This window comes from Candidatus Oleimmundimicrobium sp. (genome assembly GCF_030651595.1).
GTDB lineage: Bacteria > Actinomycetota > Aquicultoria > UBA3085 > Oleimmundimicrobiaceae > JAUSCH01.
Window position 1 is genome coordinate 1 of sequence record NZ_JAUSCH010000093.1, and the last position, 19,780, is coordinate 19,780.

The following is a 19,780-nucleotide window of genomic DNA, read 5'->3' on the forward strand; positions in this document are numbered from 1 at the left end:
TCATGGTCACCCGATGGGACTAAGATTGCTTTTACCTCAAACCGGGGTGGAAACTGCCAAATCTATGTAATGAACGCTGATGGTACGGATCAAGGAAGCCTCTCATGCAATGATTTTAGTGACAGCGATCCTTCATGGTCACCCGATGGGACTAAGATTGCTTTTACCTCCTCAACCCAGGATGGGAACTGCCAAATCTATGTAATGAACGCTAACGGTACGGATCAGAGAAGCCTCTCATGCAATGATTTTTGGGTATACGGCCCTTCATGGTCACCTGATTTTAGATAATATATTTAAATAAAAAAATGCCCGACTAGCAGGCATTTTTCTTCAAAATATGCTGGTGGGCCTATCTGGATTCGAACCAGAGACCTCACCCTTATCAGGGGTGCGCTCTAACCAGCTGAGCTATAGGCCCACAAATTTGAGAAATAAATTTAGTTATGAGTTCATTGATAAAAAACTTAAATCTCACTTTCTTTCTCTCTTGTCTATAAACAATGAACTACGAATATTGTAATTAAAGGCATTTTTATTTTAACCAGCAAAAGAAAATATATCAAACACTTTTTGAGGTCACTAAAAAAGTTGTCACTCTGCTAAAATTATTGCCCAAACAACTTGCTCGTTACCATCGAAACTGCCAAGCGAGGCCCCTATCCCAATCCTTTTCCATCGTGAATTCATGTAAGTCTCGTAGGCGGTATCGTTCAAATTCTCTTGCACAACCATCGACTCAACACCTTCTCCCGCTATCCCAAGATAGGTTATACGGCCTGTCTCTTTAATATAATTATCTCTTATCATGCCTCTTAAAACTGCTTCATTGCTCTTTTGTCGCGCTTGAGCACATAAATTAGAATCAATTGAAACCTCGTCTATTCCTTCGTATCGTCTAAAATCATTTATTAGTTTAAGCAGGTCAATTTTAAATTCAGCGGGAAGCAGTTTTGTGTCTGACCGTTCTTCTCCAAGCGCGGGCGGAGTTATGGGAACAAATATCTCTTTTTCCGATTCATCTTCCGGCTCAGCCGGCCTGTCTCGAGCTTCTTTCCACCAATCATCTTCTGTGTTTACTATAATTTTTTTTGTTTCTTCTTTCTCTGATGGTTTTTTGTCATCCGAAACGTCAACAAAATCTTCCCCCACAAGAAGGCCAAAATATTTCTTAATATTGGGGTTTTCAAAAAATCGTGTTTTAAAACCAAACACTAAGATAACCGCTAAAATTACAATAATAAAAAGAGTTAACGCTCTTTTTTTATTGCCGCCGGGGCTCTTCGTTTTTTCCTTTTTTTGCTGATTATCCGCGCTCATGATCCACCTTTTAATAAGTCTCAGGTCTTAGGTTACAAGCAAGGTGACTAACAGTCAATTATGCTTTTTCATAAAGATTTCAATAACAATTTATTTTTGCTATTTTTATAATAAAGAGATATGTAAACGAGGCCTCTATGATTGAGATGACCATACATACAATAAACTTAGATTCCTTGACCAATCAACCCGTGATAATCTTAAAAGATTTTTCTGCGCATAGGTTTTTGCCCATTTGGATTGGGCAATTCGAGGCAACCGCAATTTTAATGGAATTAAAACAACTAAAAAATCCACGCCCTCTTACCTACGATCTCTTATATTCTCTCCTCGCAAAATTAGAGATAAAGGTAGATAAAGTTGAAATAAATGACCTTAAAGAAGGTACTTTCTACGCAAAATTACATCTCCTTCAAGAAGGAGTAGAGCTAGAAGTTGATGCCCGTCCCAGTGACGCAATAGCTCTTGCGGTTAGGGCAAGCTCTCCTATTTTAGTCGCCGAAAAAGTTCTCCAAAAAGCTTCCGTCGTCATAGATAAAGAGAAGGAAGAAGAGATGGAGAGGTTTAGAACTTTTTTGGAGACTATAAGCCCCGATGATTTCAGCGAATAAACCATTTAAACATTGTCAAAAGAAAAGAGTTAAAATATCGATTGCGCCATTAGATATCGCTTCCTACCGTGGTGCGATTTTTTCCTTCTTGTTTGGACTTATAAAGCGCTTCATCGGCTTTTTTAACTAAGTCCTTCGGGCCCGATAATTTATCAGAGTTTTGGGCAACTCCAAGACTAATGGTTATATGCTTGTTTCTTTTTTGTCCGTCAATAAAGCGATATTCCTTTACAGCTTGCCTAACTTTCTCAGCAACGCTGAATGCCCCCTGTTCGTCTGTTTCCGGCAAGATGACGACAAACTCTTCGCCTCCGTATCTTGCCACTATATCGCTTCCACGACAGTTTCCAGTCAAAATTTTTGCAATTTTTCGAAGAAGTTTATCCCCTTGCGGATGGCCATAAGTATCATTGTAACTCTTGAAATCGTCTAAATCGAGCATGATGAGAGAGAGGGGCCTGTTATAGCGACTCGCTCTGCTTAATTCTCCACTCAATTTGTTTCTAAAATATCTGTAATTATATAAACCTGTTAGCCCATCTGTTGTGGCAAGTCTTTTGGTCATTTCATAAAGAATAGAGTTTTCAACAGCTATGGCCATTTGAGTTGCAACCACCGTTATCAGTTCAAAATCTTCCTCTGACAAACTATTCAGATTTTCCATTAATGTACAAAACTCTCCCACCAAACAATTGTGCGCGTAAAGAGACATACACCTAATAGAATGTTTTTCTTTTGAAGCCGTCTTTTTTTCGGTAGAAAAACTGAAACCCTCTGGCTGATCTGTTTTATGTTCTCGAGCCTGTTTTAATATTTGCTCTTGCACGCTTTTGGAGAAACCTTTTCCCGTTTGAAAAACAAAATCCTTTTCAAGCTTGTCGTAAACCATTAAAGAGTAAAAATCAAGCCCTAAAACTTTGTTGAGAATTTCTTTTATAATATGCGCTATTTCTTTTATGTCCAGCGTTGAGTGAATGTCTTTTACGGTTCTGTAAATCATTTCCAGTTCTTTTTGTTTTCTAGAAAGCTCGGCTCTTATCTCACTGAGCTCATCCTGAGCTTCCTGTAAAATTTTTTGTAATCCCTTTTCCTCTTTTTTCATTTCAACATTTCACCCTTTCAAAACCCCTAAGGGTTTGAGTTTCACAACTTTTTTAGAAAGTTTCGCTCCATCGCAAACAGCTACTACTTTACTAACATCTTTATACGCTTCAGGCGCTTCTTCAACAAGAAGGGCGTCATGCCCGGCTTCAACCACCACGCCTTTTTCGGCAAGCTCCTTTTTTAGTTGGGCCACTTTAATTTTTCTCTTCGCTTCGGAGCGGCTCATCACCCTACCGGCCCCATGACATGTTGAACTAAAAGCCTCATTCTCCGACTCATTTGTTCCCACAAGAATATAAGATGCTCGACCCATATCCCCGGGGATAATTACAGGTTGTCCTATTTTATGATAAGGCGAATATTTTGGCAAAAGATTAGGGCCAAAAGCTCTTGTCGCTCCCTTGCGATGGACACATAAACGCACGTTTTTCCCGTCTACCATATGATTTTCAAACTTCGCAAGGTTATGTGACACATCATATAAAAGAGTCATACCCAATGCCTCTGCACTCTTTTTAAAAATATTCTCAAATGATTGTCTTGTCCAGTAGGTTAAAAACTGCCTGTTCGCCATGGCGTAGTTAGCCGCGCAAGCCATTGCGGCATAATAATCTTTACCTTCCGCTGAAGAAACCGGAGCACATGATAGCTGTCTATCTGGCAGCTCAAATCCCAGCTTTTTCACAACTTTATTCATTACTTTAATATAATCGCTGCATACCTGGTGCCCAAACCCGCGTGAGCCGGAGTGTATTGAAACAACAAGCTGTTTCTTAAAAAGACCGAAGGCCTCAGCAACCTGTTCATCATATACCTCGATTACCTCTTGAACTTCTATAAAATGGTTTCCCGCACCCAAAGTGCCAAGCTGATTGTGCCCCCGCTCAAAAGCGCGCTTGCTAACTTTGTCTGGATTAGCCTCGCCCAAACAGCCCTTCTCTTCAATGCAAATCAAGTCTTTCTCCCATGCATAGCCTTGCTTAACAACCCAACCTACCCCTGTTGCCAAAACCTCTTTCATTTCGTTTTGGTTGAGGATTATCTCGCCGTGTCTGCCAACACCTTTGGGGATGCTTCTTGAAAGTTCGTGCATTAAGTTTTTTAGCAATGGAGCTGCCTCAGAGGCAAGAATGTTTGTCTTTAAGAGTCTCACGCCACAGCTTATGTCAAAACCGACCCCGCCGGGAGAAATAGTCCCATCTTTTTTTACATCTGTTGCAGCTACCCCTCCAATTGGAAACCCATATCCCCGATGAATATCGGGCATAGCAAAAGAAGCTTTTACAATACCGGGCAAAAATGCAACATTTATTACTTGCTCAAGAGCCTTGTCGTCTTTAGCTAACAAAAGCAGCTCGTCGTCGGCATAAATGATGCCGGGCACACGCATTCCTTTTCGATAGCTTTTGGGAATCTTAAAACTGTATGGACCAACTTTCTCTAAATAGTTAGCCATATTCCTGCTCCTCTAAATATCAAATATCACTCGGGCTTCCCAAATCTTGTTTTTTTCTATTTTTAAATTATGATATGTGCAGGCTTTGATTTGTGTTTTTATTTGGTGACGGCTTAAATCAATTTTTTCGCCATAAGCTTTGGCCGTTAAAAATCGACCGTCTTCTTCCAGGTGGGTAATGTTAAATTTCTTAAGAATAACTTCTTGAACTTCGGAAACATAGATAAGCTCGTTTAACCACTCAACAAGTAAACCTTCTCTGTCTTCGTTCTCAACTTTTAACTCACAAGAAAAGCTGTCGCCAACTTTGTTTAAATCCGCCACTAAACTAAACATTCCCACTGCGGCATTTTCAAAAACCTCTTTAAGGCTTCGGCCATATGCAGCCAAACCAACGTCTGCTGTGTGTTCTAAAATATCAAACTGCTTAGTTTTGGCCATTTTAATAACCTAACTTAGTTGGTCCTCTTCATTTTTGTCGTCATCAGAAGGCTTACTCTTAACCATCCTGGCAACCGCGCTGACCGAATCGCCTTTTTTAAGATTAATAATCTTAACCCCCTTGGTGCTTCTGCTCATACGTGAAACACCTTTAGCGGGAATTTTTATAACCTGGCCCTCGCTTGACACCAGCATCAACTGATACTCGTCATTAATGATTTTCATGCCCGCAAGTTTTTGCTTACCGGAAAAGCGTTTTATGGTTCGAACACCCTTCCCTCCCCGGCCCTGCAAATGATATTGAGAAAGGGGCGTCCTTTTCCCGTACCCGGTGTTCGTGACCACGAACAGATCTCCTTCTTTCTTAATCACGTCCATTCCTAAAACAGCATCATTGCTGTCAAGCCGAAGACCTCTTACTCCGCTGGCTGTTCTGCCCATTGACCGAACATTTTCCTCTTTGAACCGTATCGCTTGGCCTTTTTGAGAAACAAGGATAATATCTTCTCCCCCGTTTGTTAGTTTAACCTCTATCAGCTCATCACCCTCTCGAAGAGTTAGGGCAATAATTCCACCGGTTCTAGCAGTATGGTATTCCTCGAATTCTGTCTTTTTCACCAGGCCTTTTTTTGTGGCCATTATAAGATATTTCCCTTCCTCAAAACCTTTAGCCGCGATAACCGCCGCAATTTTTTCTCCTGATTCAAAGGGCAACACATTGACTATGGCTTGCCCTTTGGCCGTGCGGCTGCATAGAGGCAATTCATACACTTTAACCCTATAAACCTTTCCCTTGTTCGAGAAAAATAAAACGTAGTCGTGGGTAGACGAAACAAAAAGGTGCTCAACAAAGTCACCGTCTTTAAGGTCCATGCCAATGACACCACGTCCCCCTCGATGCTGTTGTTTATATGTTCCCACCGGCAAACGCTTAATGTATCCCGAGTGCGTAATGGTTACAACCATTTCCTCTTCTACAATTAAATCCTCTATGTTTAACTCGCCTTCCGCCGGAATAATTTGTGTGCGCCTTTCGTCTGCAAACTTACTTTCAATCTCCAACAACTCACTTTTTATTATTTCCAGCACCTTGCTCTCATCAGCAAGTATTTTTTTGTAATAAGCTATTTTTTCGAGAAGTTCTTTATGTTCTGCTCGAATCTTCTCCCGCTCCAAACCCGTGAGTTTTTGCAGCTTCATATCCAAAATCGCCTGAGCCTGTTCTTCACTTAAGTCAAAGTGGGTTGTCAGGTTTTTCTTAGCAAGCTCAACTGTTTGGGACTGTTTAATTGTCTTAATAATTTCATCTAAATTATTGAGCGCTACAAGAAGACCTTCAAGGATGTGAGCTCGGGCCTCGGCTTTCCTTAAATCAAACTTGGTCCGCCTTGTGATAATTTCTTTTTGGTGATTAAGATAGTGATGAATCACTTCAGGCAAAGCAAGCACTCTGGGAACGGAGTCAACCAGCGCAAGCATAATAATATTGAAGGTTGTTTGAAGTTGCGTATATTTATATAGTTTATTTAAAACAACTTGCGGAATTGCGTCTCTCTTTAACTCAATTACTAATCGCATTCCGTCTCTATCGGATTCATCACGCAAGTCAGATATTCCCATTATTTTTTTATCTCTAACCAATTCGGCTATTTTCTCTGTGAGTCTTGCTTTATTAACTTGGAAAGGTATCTCGGTAACTATTATATGTTCTCTGTTTGTTGCTGTTTGTTCAATATGGGTTTTTCCCCTAACAAGAACATTCCCTCTGCCGGTTCGATAGGCATCTTGTATGCCTTTTGAGCCAACAATTAGTCCTCCTGTTGGAAAATCCGGCCCTTTAATTTTTTTCATTAACTCTTCAATCGTTACTTCGGGGTCATCGATAGCAGCAATCGTTGCTTCAATTACCTCTTTTAGGTTGTGGGGAGGGATATTTGTTGCCATTCCAACGGCTATACCTGATGAGCCATTAACTAAAAGATTTGGAAACTTAGAGGGAAGAACAGCCGGTTCGACTAATGTTTCATCGAAGTTTGGAATGAAATTAACGGTGTCTTTGTTAATATCTCGCAACATCTCAATGGCCAACTTGGAAAGTCGAGCTTCCGTATAACGCATTGCCGCCGCGCTATCTCCATCTACTGAGCCAAAATTGCCGTGGCCATCGATAAGTTCATACCGGAGAGAAAAATCCTGCGCCATCCTCACTAAAGCATCATAAACCGCGCTATCCCCATGAGGATGATATTTACCTAAAACCTCTCCCACTATTCGAGCACATTTCATATAGGATTTACCGGGAACCATTCCCATGTCATACATGCCGTAAAGAATGCGCCTATGCACGGGCTTTAAGCCATCTCGAACATCCGGAAGCGCGCGTCCCACAATTACACTCATCGCGTAATCGATATATGAGCGCTTCATCTCCTCTTCTATATAAACTGGTTCTATTCTGCCTGTTAAGTCTTGGTCCATTTATTAACTCTCCTTATATATCTAAAAATCTTACGTCTTTTGCGTATTTTTGAATAAAGTTTCTTCTGGGCTCAACCTTGTCTCCCATTAAGGTCGTAAAAATTTCATCCGCTGCAACTGCATCATCTATGGTAACCTGCAACAATGTGCGTTCTTCAGGGTTCATAGTGGTTTCCCAGAGTTGCTCGGGATTCATCTCCCCTAAGCCCTTATAGCGCTGAATCGAGGTTCCCTCTTTCCCCACGCTTTTTATAACTTCACTAAGCTCGTTGTCACTAAAAGCATAGTAAGTTTTCTTTTTGTTGGTTGCTTTAAATAAGGGGGGCCGAGCAATGTAAACACATCCCTGTTCTATCATTGCCCGCATGTATCTATAAAAAAAGGTTAAGATTAGCGTGCGAATGTGGGCACCATCCACATCGGCGTCAGTCATTATAATTGCTCGGTGGTATCTTATCGACTCTAAATTAAACTCTTCTCCCACGCCTGTTCCTAATGCAGAAATCATAGCTCTAATCTCTTCGCTGTTTAAAATCTTGTTAATTCGGGCTTTCTCTACATTTAAAATCTTCCCCTTTAAAGGAAGAATGGCTTGAAATTCCCTATTACGTGCCTGTTTAGCAGAACCACCGGCCGAATCGCCCTCGACTAAAAATATCTCGGACCGCGCCGGATCTTTTGAGGAGCAATCGGCTAGTTTTCCGGGCAGGGAACAACTTTCCAGCAATCCCTTTCTGCGTGTAATTTCTCTGGCCTTACGTGCCGCATTTCGAGCCAGAGAGGCAGATACTGCCTTATCTATAATGATCTTTGCTTCTTTTGGGTTTTCCTCTAAAAATTCTGATAAATTTCTAGAAACAACGCCATCCACAAATCCTCGAATTTCACTATTGCCGAGTTTTGTCTTAGTTTGACCCTCAAACTGGGGATTAAGAAGTTTTATGCTGAGGATAAGAGTTAACCCCTCTCTTACATCGTCGCCGGAAAGGTTCTCTTCCTTTTCTTTTAATAACCCCTTGGAGCGGGCGTAATCATTAATGGTCCTGGTAAGAGCCGCTCTAAGACCGCTTAAATGAGTGCCCCCTTCGTGGGTGTTTATGTTATTGGCAAACGTGAAAATGCTTTCGGAATAACCGTTGTTATATTGGGCGGCAAGTTCCATGTAGTTGCTATTGTCTTTGCCTCCAAAAGATATAATTTTCTTGTGGAGGATGTCTTTATTTGAGTTTAAGTGTTTAACAAAATCAACTATTCCGCCTTTATATTGATACTCATCCTCTTGTGGTTGTTCCCCTCTCTCGTCAATTATTTTAATTCGCAAGTTTTTATTTAAGAACGCTGCTTCTCTCATTCTTTGAGTTAATATATTAAAATCAAAATTAGTGTCTTCAAAAATTTTTTTATCAGGAAAAAAGGTTATGGTTGTCCCTGTTCCCTTAGTTGAACCAACCTCTTCAAGCTCAGAAACGGGCTTCCCTCTCTCAAACGTTTGACGATAAACTTTCCCTTCGCGTCTAACCTCAACCGTTAACTTTTCCGACAAGGCGTTCACGACAGATACTCCGACTCCATGAAGCCCCCCGGAAACACGATAACCCCCTCCGCCAAATTTACCTCCAGCGTGAAGCTTGGTTAAAACAATTTCGACAGCGGAGCGATTATATTTGGGGATATTTTCAACAGGAATTCCTCGGCCATTATCTATCACTGTAACTGAGCCGTCCGGATGAATAAATAACTCAATATTATTACAAAAACCAGCCAGGGCTTCATCGATACTATTATCAACAACCTCGTAAACTAAATGGTGTAATCCCTTAAGACTGGTGCTTCCAATATACATGCTTGGCCGCTTTCTTACGGCCTCAAGTCCCTCTAAAACAGTGATGTCTTTGGCACCATATTCTGTGTTACTCACAAACCACCCTCCCAATTAAAACGTATTAAATTATTATATCATAATATTTAATTCAGCCTATTTTACCTTAAGGTTTGCCTTTTTCTTTTTTTATCAGCCACCATTAATTTTTTTATTTCTTCCCGTAACTCAACATCCTTTATCCCCTCAACCGTTACTTCTATCTCTCTCAAGTCTTCCGGCTCTAACTCAATGTCCTCCATCTCTTCCACTGCTTCCTTTTTAGTCTCGCCATTAAGATTAAATGCTCCTTTTTCGATAGCTGTCGCTCTAAGTTTAATCTCCTTTATTAAATCTTTTCCCAGGCGCTCATTGAGTGTCTTAATTAATTGCTGGCTCATTAAACTGAGCTCTTGTGCCCAGACGGAGTTAGTGGTTCCTATAAGCAATATTCCTTTTTTAAAAAACTGGGGTTGCGCGTTTTTCGCGATAACATCCCCCACTGCCTCGTCCCACACCGCAAAAACTCTATTGCCCGCTATTTCATTTTTTATTCCCATATTCCTTATAAGATCAGTTAGAGTAATTTTTATGCTTTTAAACATACCGTTTCCTTAACAGAACCACCAAGCACCTCTATAGTGTTTATTTTTTCCGTATTTTCATAATTAAAATATTCAGGATTTGTGCTTGTAATTATGGATTGTTTAAGATTTAAAACAACCCTTAAAAGAGCCTGTCTTCTTTCTTCGTCAAGCTCCGACAAAACATCATCCATTAAAAGGAGGGGGCTCCTTTTTTTCTCTTTCTGTATCAACTCTAACTCTGCTAATTTTAAGGAAAGGCTGGCCATTCTTTGTTCTCCTTGCGACCCATATAAACGAATATCCATTCCCTCAACACATAATTTAAGATCGTCTTTATGTGGCCCGACTAAGGTGTTTCCGTAGATTATTTCTTTTTCCCTCATCTCTTCAATTTTCCTCAAAAAGTTATTTTTAACATCTTCACCATCTTTAAGATCATTTAAATAATCCACCGTAAAAAGTTTTCCTGAGTTGATTCCAGAATAAGCCCTACTGCAATATGGTTTTATTTTTTCAACTATCTCTTTCCGGATAAGTATAAAATTACTTCCCGCCGACGATAATTTCTCGTCCCATAAATCAAGGGATTCTTTTTTTTGTTTTTTAATTGCAACTTTTTTTAAAAGCTCGTTTCTTTGTTTTAAAACCCTTAAATAATTCCACCGCAGATGGTTGTAGGTAGGGTTTATTTGTTCTCCCACCTCATCAAGAAAGGCTCTTCTTTTATCTGGTGACCCTTTTGTGATTTTTAAATCCTCAGGTGAAAAAAGAACAACATTTATAAGATTTCTTAAATCTTTTACTTTTTGATTATGCGCCCCATTAATTTTAATAACCCTTGCTTCGCCGGATTTAAATATTACCTCCACACTTTCTTTTTTTCTTTGTCCGCTCAAAGTCCCTTTTACTAATGATAATTTTTCTCCTAACATTATAAGAGGGTCATTTAGCGCGGTTCTATGAGATTTCCCGGCTAGAAGAACATATATCGCCTCAAGTAGGTTTGTTTTGCCTTGGCCATTTTTTCCGGTGATTAAATTTACTCCTAAGAAAAACTTTAAAGAGGTTTTTTTGTGATTTCTAAAATTTAAAAGTTTTAAGTCTTGTAGGTACATAGACGCCCTTGATTAAATTTTTTTCTTATTTTAATTTAAATTAATTAAATTTATTCCTAAACCACTCTCATGGGCATAATTAAGTATAAAAAGTTTTCTTTCCCCTCGGGTTTTATTAATGCTGGTTTGGTTGCGTCAATTCCCTCAAAAACAACTTTTTCTTCATTTACGCTCATTAATCCGTCTAAAAAATATTGGGGGTTGAAGGCAATATTTATATCTCTTCCGTCGCCTTCAGTATTTATTCTCTCAATCGCCTCTCCAACATCAGCTGTGGCTGCGTTAAGTTCCATCATCTTGTCTTGAATTTTTATTTTTACAGGAGAGTTGTTTTGAGTAAACAACAGCACTCTTCTTACTGCTCCAAGAAGAGCTTCTTTATTAATGCTCACCTTAAATTCATACTTCTCTGGTAAAAGTTGTTGGTAGTTGGGGTATTGTCCTTCAATTAATCTTGTAATTAAAACCGTGTTTCCTTCTTTAAAAATTAATTGATTTCCGGTAAACCCTAAAATAATATCATGTTCTTCCCCTGATATTATTTTAATTAATTCATTTAATGTTCTAGACGGAATAATGGCTTGTATTTTATCTTCTATCCCTTCTTTTAATTCTACCTCTTTAATAGCTAATCTATAACTATCTGTCGCTACCATTTTAAATCTATTTTTATTAATATTTAAAAGAACTCCTGTTAAAATAGGCCGTGTTTCATCTATGGACGCTGCTTTAGTAATTTGTTTTATAATTTTAATTAATTCTGAGGAGCTTATAACACAACTTTGCTCTATTTTTAATTCAGGAAATTTAGGGAAGTCTTCTGGTAAAAGGGTTTTTATATTAAATTTTGATTCTTGGCAAGATAATTTAATTTGGTTACTAGAACTATCTAAAAATAATTCTATCGTTGCTTCTGGTAAGTTTTTAATAATATCCCCAATAAGACGCGCTGGTATAACAATAGAACCCTCTTCTTTAATTTCTGCCGGAATACTACATTTAATAGAGAGTTCTAAATTTGTTCCACTTAAAATTAATTCCTTTTTTCTTGCTTGAAATAATATTCCACTTAAAATTGGTAAAGTGCTTCTTATTGAGATTGCTTTTTGAACAATTTGAATTGCTTCCCAAAGATCACTTTGTAAACACTTAATATACATATACACACCCCTTTAATATTTTAAGAATATAAATATATTAAAATAATAGTAGTAATAAGCCCTGTTTATTTGTTAATAACCCACCTTAATTATATTTTACTCTGTTAATAAGACTTGGATAGCTTGTTTTTAAAATTTAATAAAATAAATATTTAAATACTTTTAAAAAGTTATCAACATTAAATTAACAATTTTTACCTTTATTGTTTTTGTTTAATTTTATTTATTAATTCTTGAACTTGATTATATACATCCCTTTTTTCATTAATAAGTTTTTCTATTTTAACATTTGCGTGCATTACTGTTGTGTGGTCTCTTCCCCCAAACTCCTCCCCTATTTTAGGAAGAGATAGATCTGTTAACTCCCTTGATAAATACATAGCTATTTGTCTGGGATAAACAATTGATTGGGTTCTCCTACTTCCCACTAATTCAATTTTTGAAATATTAAAATATCGGCACACTTCATTTTGTATAGTTTGGATAGATATAGGTCTACTCTCTTTATTGGAAAATATATCCTTTAACACATCTTCTGATAATTTAACATTAATAGGACATTTAGTAAGAGAAGAAAAAGCAACAACTCGAGTTAATGCTCCCTCTAACTCTCTTATATTTGATTGAATTCTTGAAGCTATAAATTCCATAACCTCAAAAGGAACAGTCGCTTCTTGATAAAGGTGCGCTTTTTTTTGAAGAATTGCTATCCTTGTTTCTAAGTCTGGTGGTTGGATATCAGTTATTAAACCACATACAAATCTAGACCTTAACCGGTCTTCAAGTGTTGATATATCTTTTGGTGGACGGTCGCTTGAAATTACAATCTGTTTATTTGCTTCATAAAGATTATTAAAAGTGTGAAAAAATTCTTCCTGGGTAGCTTCTTTCCCCGCAATAAATTGAATATCATCAACAAGCAATATATCTACTTTGCGATATTTTTGATGAAATCCCGCAATTTTCCCTTTATCTCCAATAGAACTAATAAAGTCATTTGTAAATTTTTCCGTGGAGACATATTGAACCTTTAACCCTTTATTATGTTGGTGTATATAATGCCCGATTGCTTGAAGAAGGTGGGTTTTTCCTAACCCAACCCCACCATATATAAACAACGGGTTATAAGCTTTAAATGGTTGTTCTGCCACAGCGAGTGCCGCCGCTTGGGCGAATCTATTACTACTTCCCATAACAAAATTATCAAATATATAACGCGAATTAAGTGAGGGATTTTTTATAGAGGGGGCGTCTGCGGTTTGGGTGAATTTTTTTAAGGGTGGATTGTTTTTTGTCTCCTCATTTAAAACAAATTTAATATCAAGGTTTTTCCCTATTATATTTGAAACAATTTCTTTTAATGTTTGAGAATAACGAGTCTCCAGCCATTCTCTAATAAAAGAATTAGGGGTTGAAATTATTAGGATATCATTTTGTATAGCTAAAGGGGACGTGTTATCAAACCACGCCTTAGACATAGGAGTGTTTAGCCCCTTTTTAATTATACTTAAAGTTTCTTCCCATATTTCATTAAGTTGATTTTGCAAAGCAACCACCAAAATATTATTTAGAGTTTAAAAATATCTCTAAATATCTTATCCCTTTTTGAGTTAGGCCCCTCTTTCCTTGTTCATTGGCTTTTACCAATCCCAGCTCCTCAAGAAACGAAAGATCTCTATATGCCGTGCTTAGACCCAGATTTAGCTCTTTGGCAATTTTTGAGGGACCGACGGGACCTACTTCTGTGACTAAGAATAACACCTTTTTTTGTCTGTTGGAAAGATTAAATTTAGAAGAGTCGCTCTCTTTACTTGTTTTGGCTTTCGGGGTGTCTGCCGGCATTGATTTGGTCGCCAAACTAGGGGTTGAAGGCAGTTTAATTGTTACAACGCTTCCTGTGTTTAGGTTGTCCTCAATTTTAATTGAGCCTCCTGTAATTTTTAATATCTCTTTAGTTATAGGGAGCCCCGAGCCAACACCTTTTATTATTTTTTTCATCTCCTGGTTGGCCGTGGAAAACCCTGGCTCAAATGCTTTTTCTTTGTCTTTTATTCCTGGTCCTTGGTCAGATATTTTAATAGTGTTTCCATTGTCTAAGATTGTTATTATAACCTCTTTAAAGTGGGCGTGTATGAGGTTTTCTATTAACTCTTTAATTATTGTAAAGGGGACGCCCCCCCCTTTTTCTTGTGAGAATTGGTAGGTTTTTGTGCTTAAAATATTTATAAATTCCTGATAATCATCATGTGAAAGCTCGATAACGCGTGGAGCAGAGGAAGGGGTATCATATACGGCAATTCTAGCCCCCTCCCCTTTTATTAGTTTTTTCCGGGTCTCTTGACTTAAGAGATTATTTTCCGGACCCCTGTCTTTACCTTTCGGGTTTCCGTCTCCGGAATCGCTTTTTTCTTTTAAAATCTTTTCTAAAAATCTTTCCATATCATGGTCTCCACAATTAATTTTAAATAGGTGTGGATAAGTTGACACCCACCCGAACACCGACCCCTAAGAGCTCTTTCATTTAATCCTAAACAAAAAATTCCCATAACCATCAAGTTGAAATTTATCCCGCTTGAAAGCATGTAATGTGGGAAAATAACTATTTTATCCACAAACCTTTCCACACCTGTGGAAAGGTTTGGAAAGTTGTTTTTTTTATTTTTAAAACACCTGGACTTAACAATTTAACAATCATCCCCCTTCCATGTTTCCCGGGAAAGTTGTTTTTTGGAAAACAAAACAATTATAACAAAGTTTATTAAAAACTAAACCAATAAACCTTTACCGGTAGATGATTTTGGATTTAAAAAGCGGTTTTCCCCATTCTTTCTTGACACATTATATGCACCACGTTATAATAACTCAGCTTATGAAGAAACAAACAGGAGGTCAGTCCCCTTGAAAAGGACGTATCAACCAAAAACGAGAAAAAGAAAAAAAACGCACGGCTTTTTTAAGCGAATGAGCACAAAAGCGGGAAGAAAAATATTGGCAGCTCGTCGCAGAAAAGGTCGGAAGAGACTGTCTGCCTAGTGGTTTAATGATGCAAGGACACTCACGTCTTACAAAAAAAAGAGATTTTCGTGAAGCGTATAAAAAGGGCACCGTTTTTAAAAACAAGTATTTAGTAATATGGAAGCTGAAAAAGGAAAATTCTGGAAAAACTAGGATTGGATATTCAGTAGGGAAAAAACTAGGAAACGCTGTTGAGCGGAATCGGCTTAAACGTATTCTAAAAGAAGCTTGTAGGCGGAAGGAAAAAGAGATTAAACTGGGTTATGATTTAATAATTTTAGCTCGTGGTCCTGTGAAAAAAAAGAATTTTTCCGAGGCCCAAGAAGCCCTGTTAGATGTTTTTACTAAAGCGGAATGTTTAAAAAAATGAAACTTATTTTAATTGCAATCATAAAAGTATATCAGAAATATGTTTCCGGAATTACCATGCCGTCGTGTCGTTATTATCCTAGTTGTTCAGAATATACAATAGAGGCGCTGGAAAAATATGGAATTTATAGGGGCTCATTGCTTGCCCTGAAAAGAATTGCGAAATGTCACCCCTTCTCTCCAGGAGGGTACGATCCCGTAAAATAAGGAAGGGGTTTTTAGGTGTATCAAATTTTAAAGCCAATTGTAGATATTTTACTCCAAGTCTTAGTTTTCTTCAATAAGTATGTTAATAACTGGGGATGCTCAATAGTTCTTTTAACAATCGTAGTTAAGATTGTTCTATTGCCGCTTGCAATCAAACAAACGAAGTCGATGGAAAACATGAAGAAATGGCAGCCCGAGATCACCAAATTACAGCAGAAATATAAAAACGATAAAGAAAAGCTTGGGAAAGAGACGATGAAGTTTTACAGTGAGAACAAGATTAATCCCTTAGGCGGGTGTCTCCCCCTTCTCCTCCAAATGCCTATTTTCTTTGCGTTGTTTAGGTTGCTTGCCCACGGGGGCCCAGTGTCTAGTGAGCTTGAAGGAGCCAGTTTCTTAGGAATATATAGTCTAACTGCTAGTTTTAGTTCGGCTTTGCATGCGGGACAGGGCCTTATTGGCTGCGCGCCATTTGTTGCTTTGCTTTTATTAATGATGGCAAGTCAGTATGTGATGCAGAAAATGATGACAGCGGATCCTAAACAAGAAAAAATGATGCTTCCGATGACGGCGGTAATGGCCGTAATTGCCTACAGTTTGCCAGCCGGGTTGCTTATATACTGGGTAGTTTTTAATATTTTAAGCGTGGCACAACAATATTGTATTGTAAAGACTTTAAAACTAGATGCTGGAGTGTAAAAAACCGATGGATAAGATAATTGAGGCTGAAGGAGAAACCATAGAAGAGGCAATTAAAATAGCTCTTGAGGAGCTCAAGGCCTCGCAAGATGAAGTTGAGATTGAGGTATTAAGAGAGAACAGCAAAGGGTTTCTCGGACTTGACAAAAAAAGAGCAAGGGTGAGGGTAGTAATAAAAGACAAAAAAATTAAAAGAGGAACCGAACTTGTTGAGAAGATTCTCGAACTTTTTAACCTAAAGGCCAGTGTTAGCTGTGCTGAAATTGAAGGCAGAATTCATTTAAACATAGAGGGCGAGAACTTAGGAATTCTTATTGGACGCAATGGTTCTACATTACAAGCCCTGCAGCTAATTATTGGTGTGGGAGTAAATAAGGGGGAAGAAACAAGAAAGCCCGTAGTCTTAGATATAGAGGGATATCGTCTTCGAACAGAAAAGTCCTTGAAAAGTTTAGCTAATCGATTGGCGGAATTAGCCGTTAATGAAAGGAAAATTGTTTCCTTAAGACCAATGAGCGCGTTTGAGAGAAAAATTATTCACGAAGCCCTGCAAGACAATCCGGAAGTTCAAACTATCAGCGAAGGCGAAAGGTCGGAAAGAAGAGTGACAATTCGTCCGGTTGACGAAGAAAAATAAACCAAAAGCCCCTTTTAGCTTGGCTTTTCTTTGATGTTTCACGTGAAACATTTTCCTCGAAATGAAAAAACCACCTTTTACTTCCTTTATAATCCTGGTATAATTTCTCTATTAATTTTAGTTTAACCATGAAAGGTAAATGAGAGTGTATTCCCCTGGTACGATTGCAGCGATTTCCACCCCCTTGGGTACTTCAGGAATAGGAATAGTGCGCCTTAGCGGTAGCGATTCTATAAATATTGCCTCCAAGGTTTTTCTTTCACCGAAAAGAAAAACTCTTAGTTCTAAATCACACGTTATTCAATATGGCTACATATTTAATCCTGAAACGGGAAAAAAGATAGATGAAGCATTGATAAGCATTATGAAAAGTCCACGCTCCTATACCCGGGAAGACATCGTAGAGATTAATTGTCATGGGGGGATAGTCCCTCTTAGGGAAGTTTTAGAAGTTGTTTTGGCAAACGGAGCCAGGTTGGCGGACCCGGGAGAATTCACAAAAAGAGCGTTTCTTAACGGGAGAATTGATCTTGCTCAAGCCGAAGCCGTGATAGATATAATAAATTCTCGAACAGAAGTAAGCTTAGGAGCAGCAATGCGCCAGCTTGAGGGTGCGTTATCAACAGAGATTAACAAGATAACGGACAAAGTTTTTGAAGTAATGGTTCAATTGGAGGCGGCGATAGACTTTTCTGAAGAAGACCTTAATGTTTTGCCGCGTTCTGAGCTTAGTTTAAAACTGGAAAACGCCCAAAGGAAAATATCAAACCTGTTAGCTGACTGGGAAAACGGGCGAATACTTCGGGAGGGCATTCGTACAACTATTGTAGGCCGTCCGAATGTTGGGAAATCGAGCCTACTGAACGCTCTTTTAAGGGAAAATCGCTGTATAGTAACGTCTATTCCCGGAACCACCAGAGATATTATTGAGGAAACGATAAGCATAAAGGGAGTTCCTCTGGTAATGCATGATACGGCTGGCCTCAGACATCCTCAAAACGAAGTGGAACAGCTGGGAATAGAGCTTAGCAAGAAATCGATTTCTGAGGCGGACCTGGTGTTATTTGTTGTTGATTCCAGTGATCCCTTGCATAAAGAGGACAAGGAAGTAATTAAAGAACTAAAAGGTAAACGTGTAATATTGGTCTTAAATAAATCCGATCTCCCAAGTGCTGTAAGGGAGACAACATTTAAAAATATTCTTTGTTATGAGCGATGTGTAAGCACGTCTACGATAAAAGAAGAAGGTATTAATGAACTTGAGGACGTTGTGGTTGAAGTGGTCTTTTCTGGTAAGGCCGGGCATGCAGGCGAGACGTTGGTGACTAACCGAAGGCACAAAAGCTCTCTGGTTAAAGCTTTAGAGGGAATAACGGAAGCTCTTAGAGCTCTTAAAAATGAAGAGTCAGAAGAGTTTGTTATAGTTCCGCTCAAAGATGCATTAGAAAGCTTGGGTGAAATTGTGGGGAAAGTAACCAGCGAAGACCTAATAGAGGGAATATTTGCTCAATTTTGCATTGGTAAATAGTTTGCCAAGAATTCTTGACTAAAGAAAATTTGGCAAACTATTTATTTTTATTGAAATTTCCTTTAATTTGAGAGGGAGCTAAATGAAAAAAAAGTACGATATTATGGTGGTAGGGGCAGGTCATGCTGGTTGCGAGGCAGCGTGTGCTGCTGCAAAGATGGGTTGCGAGGTATTACTTATAACTCTAAACCTCGACTCTATAGCTATATTATCCGGCAGCTCTTTATTTGGCGGACCCGGAGGGGCTCAGCTTTTGTGGGAAATTGATGCTTTAGGTGGGCAAACAGCAATCAGGGCTGATGAAACCTCCTTATATCATCGGAAGTCGTCTAATTCTGACAGTTATAATGACCGGGCAGCGGTTGCCGTTGTTAACAAACGAGAATATCACTTAAAAACGAAATATTTTTTAGAGAATCAGAAAAACATTTTTCTTAAACAAGACATGGTAACTGGTTTGATTTTGGAGAAAGATCACGTAATTGGGATTCGAACGAAATTTAGCGGTGATTTTTTCGCGGGCAATGTGGTTATTGCCGGGGGGACTTTTTTAAGAGGAACTACCAGCATGGGGCCAGCTTTATTTTCAGCCGGCAGAAATGGCGAGATTTCATCAAATGAGTTGTCGTCAGAGCTCTTGAAACTTGGATTTAAATTAGGGCGGCACAAAGTGAAGTCAGCGCCTCTAATTGACAGTAATACAATTAATAAAAAAAAGGTTGATATCCAAGAAAGCGACAATGGAACTTCTGGTTTTTCGGTTTGGAGCAAGCCGTGTCAGAAGAAGCAATTAAATTGTTATATTACCCGAGCTGGCTATCGAGCAGCGGATCTTGTTTTGAAAAACAAAAACAGCCCGGCAGACGCATTAGGGCTTGAGAAGTTTTTGGGCGATTATCCGGCTACCGAAGGGGCAGTAAGATTTGACGGAAAACCTGATTGCACAGTTGTTATTCAACCGGTTGGGCAGCATGCTGTTGAAGTATTTGTTTGCGGGTTATCAATGGACATGTCCGAAGATGCTCAGTTAGAGATTGTTAGGGAAGTAGAGGGGCTCGAAAAAGCTGAGATTATGCGTCCCGGTTATGCTGTGGAATATGATTTCGTGGTTCCCGCTCAACTTAAACCAACTCTTGAAACAAAAACTATTGATGGTTTATTTATGGCCGGGCAAGTGATAGGGACAACCGGCTAC

The 19,780-nt window shown here is 38.7% G+C and carries 20 protein-coding genes and 1 tRNA gene; 8 read left to right on the top strand and 13 right to left on the bottom strand.

Annotated elements, in window-relative coordinates:
* Positions 1–344: 344 nt before the first annotated feature.
* Both Q7U95_RS05675 and Q7U95_RS05680 read right to left on the bottom strand, forming a co-directional pair.
* Positions 345–421, bottom strand: a tRNA-Ile gene (locus tag Q7U95_RS05675).
* A 173-nt stretch (positions 422–594) separates the two neighbouring features.
* The gene (locus tag Q7U95_RS05680; protein ID WP_308752646.1) at positions 595–1,320 is read right to left on the bottom strand and encodes a CAP domain-containing protein; all 726 of its coding nucleotides are present in this window, start codon (positions 1,318–1,320) and stop codon (positions 595–597) included.
* Between the two features lie 137 nt (positions 1,321–1,457).
* Here Q7U95_RS05680 and Q7U95_RS05685 point away from each other — a divergent pair, with 137 nt between their 5' ends.
* On the top strand, positions 1,458–1,931 hold the full coding sequence (locus Q7U95_RS05685; protein WP_308752648.1) for a bifunctional nuclease family protein: 474 nt from the start codon (positions 1,458–1,460) through the stop codon (positions 1,929–1,931).
* A gap of 49 nt (positions 1,932–1,980) precedes the next feature.
* On the opposite strand, the gene Q7U95_RS05690 is transcribed toward Q7U95_RS05685, so the two are convergent.
* From Q7U95_RS05690 to Q7U95_RS05740, 11 genes are all read right to left on the bottom strand, one after another.
* Positions 1,981–3,033 carry a sensor domain-containing diguanylate cyclase gene (locus Q7U95_RS05690; RefSeq protein WP_308752649.1) on the bottom strand — a complete coding sequence of 351 codons (1,053 nt, stop codon included), beginning with the start codon at positions 3,031–3,033 and terminating at the stop codon, positions 1,981–1,983.
* Positions 3,034–3,042: 9 nt separating this feature from the next.
* Entirely contained in the window at positions 3,043–4,491 is a 1,449-nt protein-coding gene (locus Q7U95_RS05695) for an RtcB family protein (RefSeq protein WP_308752651.1), read from the bottom strand.
* Positions 4,492–4,503: 12 nt separating this feature from the next.
* On the bottom strand, positions 4,504–4,932 hold the full coding sequence (locus tag Q7U95_RS05700; protein WP_308752653.1) for an archease: 429 nt from the start codon (positions 4,930–4,932) through the stop codon (positions 4,504–4,506).
* 9 nt (positions 4,933–4,941) lie between these two features.
* The gene (gene gyrA / locus Q7U95_RS05705) at positions 4,942–7,410 is read right to left on the bottom strand and encodes a DNA gyrase subunit A (RefSeq protein WP_308752655.1); all 2,469 of its coding nucleotides are present in this window, start codon (positions 7,408–7,410) and stop codon (positions 4,942–4,944) included.
* A 13-nt stretch (positions 7,411–7,423) separates the two neighbouring features.
* Positions 7,424–9,328 (bottom strand): DNA topoisomerase (ATP-hydrolyzing) subunit B, encoded by a 1,905-nt coding sequence (gene gyrB, locus Q7U95_RS05710; protein WP_308752657.1) that lies wholly within the window; start codon positions 9,326–9,328, stop codon positions 7,424–7,426.
* Positions 9,329–9,390: 62 nt separating this feature from the next.
* Positions 9,391–9,873, bottom strand: coding sequence for a DUF721 domain-containing protein (locus tag Q7U95_RS05715; protein WP_308752659.1), 483 nt, complete (start codon positions 9,871–9,873; stop codon positions 9,391–9,393).
* Positions 9,858–10,970 (bottom strand): DNA replication/repair protein RecF, encoded by a 1,113-nt coding sequence (recF, locus tag Q7U95_RS05720; protein WP_308752661.1) that lies wholly within the window; start codon positions 10,968–10,970, stop codon positions 9,858–9,860. Before recF ends, Q7U95_RS05715 begins: the two co-directional genes overlap by 16 nt.
* Positions 10,971–11,026: 56 nt before the next feature.
* Entirely contained in the window at positions 11,027–12,130 is a 1,104-nt protein-coding gene (gene dnaN, locus Q7U95_RS05725; protein WP_308752662.1) for a DNA polymerase III subunit beta, read from the bottom strand.
* A 200-nt stretch (positions 12,131–12,330) separates the two neighbouring features.
* The gene (gene dnaA / locus Q7U95_RS05730) at positions 12,331–13,677 is read right to left on the bottom strand and encodes a chromosomal replication initiator protein DnaA (protein WP_308752663.1); all 1,347 of its coding nucleotides are present in this window, start codon (positions 13,675–13,677) and stop codon (positions 12,331–12,333) included.
* Between the two features lie 16 nt (positions 13,678–13,693).
* Positions 13,694–14,569, bottom strand: coding sequence for an ATP-binding protein (locus Q7U95_RS05735; protein WP_308752665.1), 876 nt, complete (start codon positions 14,567–14,569; stop codon positions 13,694–13,696).
* Positions 14,554–14,742 carry a hypothetical protein gene (locus Q7U95_RS05740; protein WP_308752667.1) on the bottom strand — a complete coding sequence of 63 codons (189 nt, stop codon included), beginning with the start codon at positions 14,740–14,742 and terminating at the stop codon, positions 14,554–14,556. Before Q7U95_RS05740 ends, Q7U95_RS05735 begins: the two co-directional genes overlap by 16 nt.
* A gap of 286 nt (positions 14,743–15,028) precedes the next feature.
* On the opposite strand from Q7U95_RS05740, the gene rpmH reads away from it, so the two are divergent.
* The 7 genes from rpmH to Q7U95_RS05775 all read left to right on the top strand — a co-directional run.
* Complete coding sequence (gene rpmH, locus Q7U95_RS05745; protein ID WP_308752669.1) at positions 15,029–15,163, top strand: 50S ribosomal protein L34; 135 nt, start codon at positions 15,029–15,031, stop codon at positions 15,161–15,163.
* Between the two features lie 7 nt (positions 15,164–15,170).
* Positions 15,171–15,515 (top strand): ribonuclease P protein component, encoded by a 345-nt coding sequence (gene rnpA, locus Q7U95_RS05750; protein ID WP_308752671.1) that lies wholly within the window; start codon positions 15,171–15,173, stop codon positions 15,513–15,515.
* Complete coding sequence (gene yidD, locus Q7U95_RS05755) at positions 15,512–15,721, top strand: membrane protein insertion efficiency factor YidD (protein WP_308752673.1); 210 nt, start codon at positions 15,512–15,514, stop codon at positions 15,719–15,721. Before rnpA ends, yidD begins: the two co-directional genes overlap by 4 nt.
* A 15-nt stretch (positions 15,722–15,736) precedes the next feature.
* Positions 15,737–16,420, top strand: a complete 684-nt coding sequence (gene yidC / locus Q7U95_RS05760) for a membrane protein insertase YidC (RefSeq protein ID WP_308752675.1) — start codon at positions 15,737–15,739, stop codon at positions 16,418–16,420.
* 7 nt (positions 16,421–16,427) lie between these two features.
* Positions 16,428–17,057 carry an RNA-binding cell elongation regulator Jag/EloR gene (jag, locus tag Q7U95_RS05765; protein ID WP_308752677.1) on the top strand — a complete coding sequence of 210 codons (630 nt, stop codon included), beginning with the start codon at positions 16,428–16,430 and terminating at the stop codon, positions 17,055–17,057.
* A 145-nt stretch (positions 17,058–17,202) separates the two neighbouring features.
* The gene (gene mnmE / locus Q7U95_RS05770) at positions 17,203–18,585 is read left to right on the top strand and encodes a tRNA uridine-5-carboxymethylaminomethyl(34) synthesis GTPase MnmE (protein WP_308752679.1); all 1,383 of its coding nucleotides are present in this window, start codon (positions 17,203–17,205) and stop codon (positions 18,583–18,585) included.
* Between the two features lie 82 nt (positions 18,586–18,667).
* A partial coding sequence (locus Q7U95_RS05775) for an FAD-dependent oxidoreductase (RefSeq protein ID WP_308752680.1) occupies positions 18,668–19,780 on the top strand: 1,113 nt, incomplete at its 3' end.

Coding starts and splice junctions, on each gene's coding strand:
- Q7U95_RS05685 (WP_308752648.1), top strand. CDS start 1,458: ATGATTGAGATGACCATACATACAATAAACTTAGATTCCTTGACCAAT.
- recF (WP_308752661.1), bottom strand. CDS start 10,970: ATGTACCTACAAGACTTAAAACTTTTAAATTTTAGAAATCACAAAAAA.
- dnaN (WP_308752662.1), bottom strand. CDS start 12,130: ATGTATATTAAGTGTTTACAAAGTGATCTTTGGGAAGCAATTCAAATT.
- Q7U95_RS05690 (WP_308752649.1), bottom strand. CDS start 3,033: ATGAAAAAAGAGGAAAAGGGATTACAAAAAATTTTACAGGAAGCTCAG.
- Q7U95_RS05680 (WP_308752646.1), bottom strand. CDS start 1,320: ATGAGCGCGGATAATCAGCAAAAAAAGGAAAAAACGAAGAGCCCCGGC.
- yidD (WP_308752673.1), top strand. CDS start 15,512: ATGAAACTTATTTTAATTGCAATCATAAAAGTATATCAGAAATATGTT.
- Q7U95_RS05715 (WP_308752659.1), bottom strand. CDS start 9,873: ATGTTTAAAAGCATAAAAATTACTCTAACTGATCTTATAAGGAATATG.
- Q7U95_RS05735 (WP_308752665.1), bottom strand. CDS start 14,569: ATGGAAAGATTTTTAGAAAAGATTTTAAAAGAAAAAAGCGATTCCGGA.
- gyrA (WP_308752655.1), bottom strand. CDS start 7,410: ATGGACCAAGACTTAACAGGCAGAATAGAACCAGTTTATATAGAAGAG.
- jag (WP_308752677.1), top strand. CDS start 16,428: ATGGATAAGATAATTGAGGCTGAAGGAGAAACCATAGAAGAGGCAATT.
- rnpA (WP_308752671.1), top strand. CDS start 15,171: ATGATGCAAGGACACTCACGTCTTACAAAAAAAAGAGATTTTCGTGAA.
- Q7U95_RS05695 (WP_308752651.1), bottom strand. CDS start 4,491: ATGGCTAACTATTTAGAGAAAGTTGGTCCATACAGTTTTAAGATTCCC.
- Q7U95_RS05700 (WP_308752653.1), bottom strand. CDS start 4,932: ATGGCCAAAACTAAGCAGTTTGATATTTTAGAACACACAGCAGACGTT.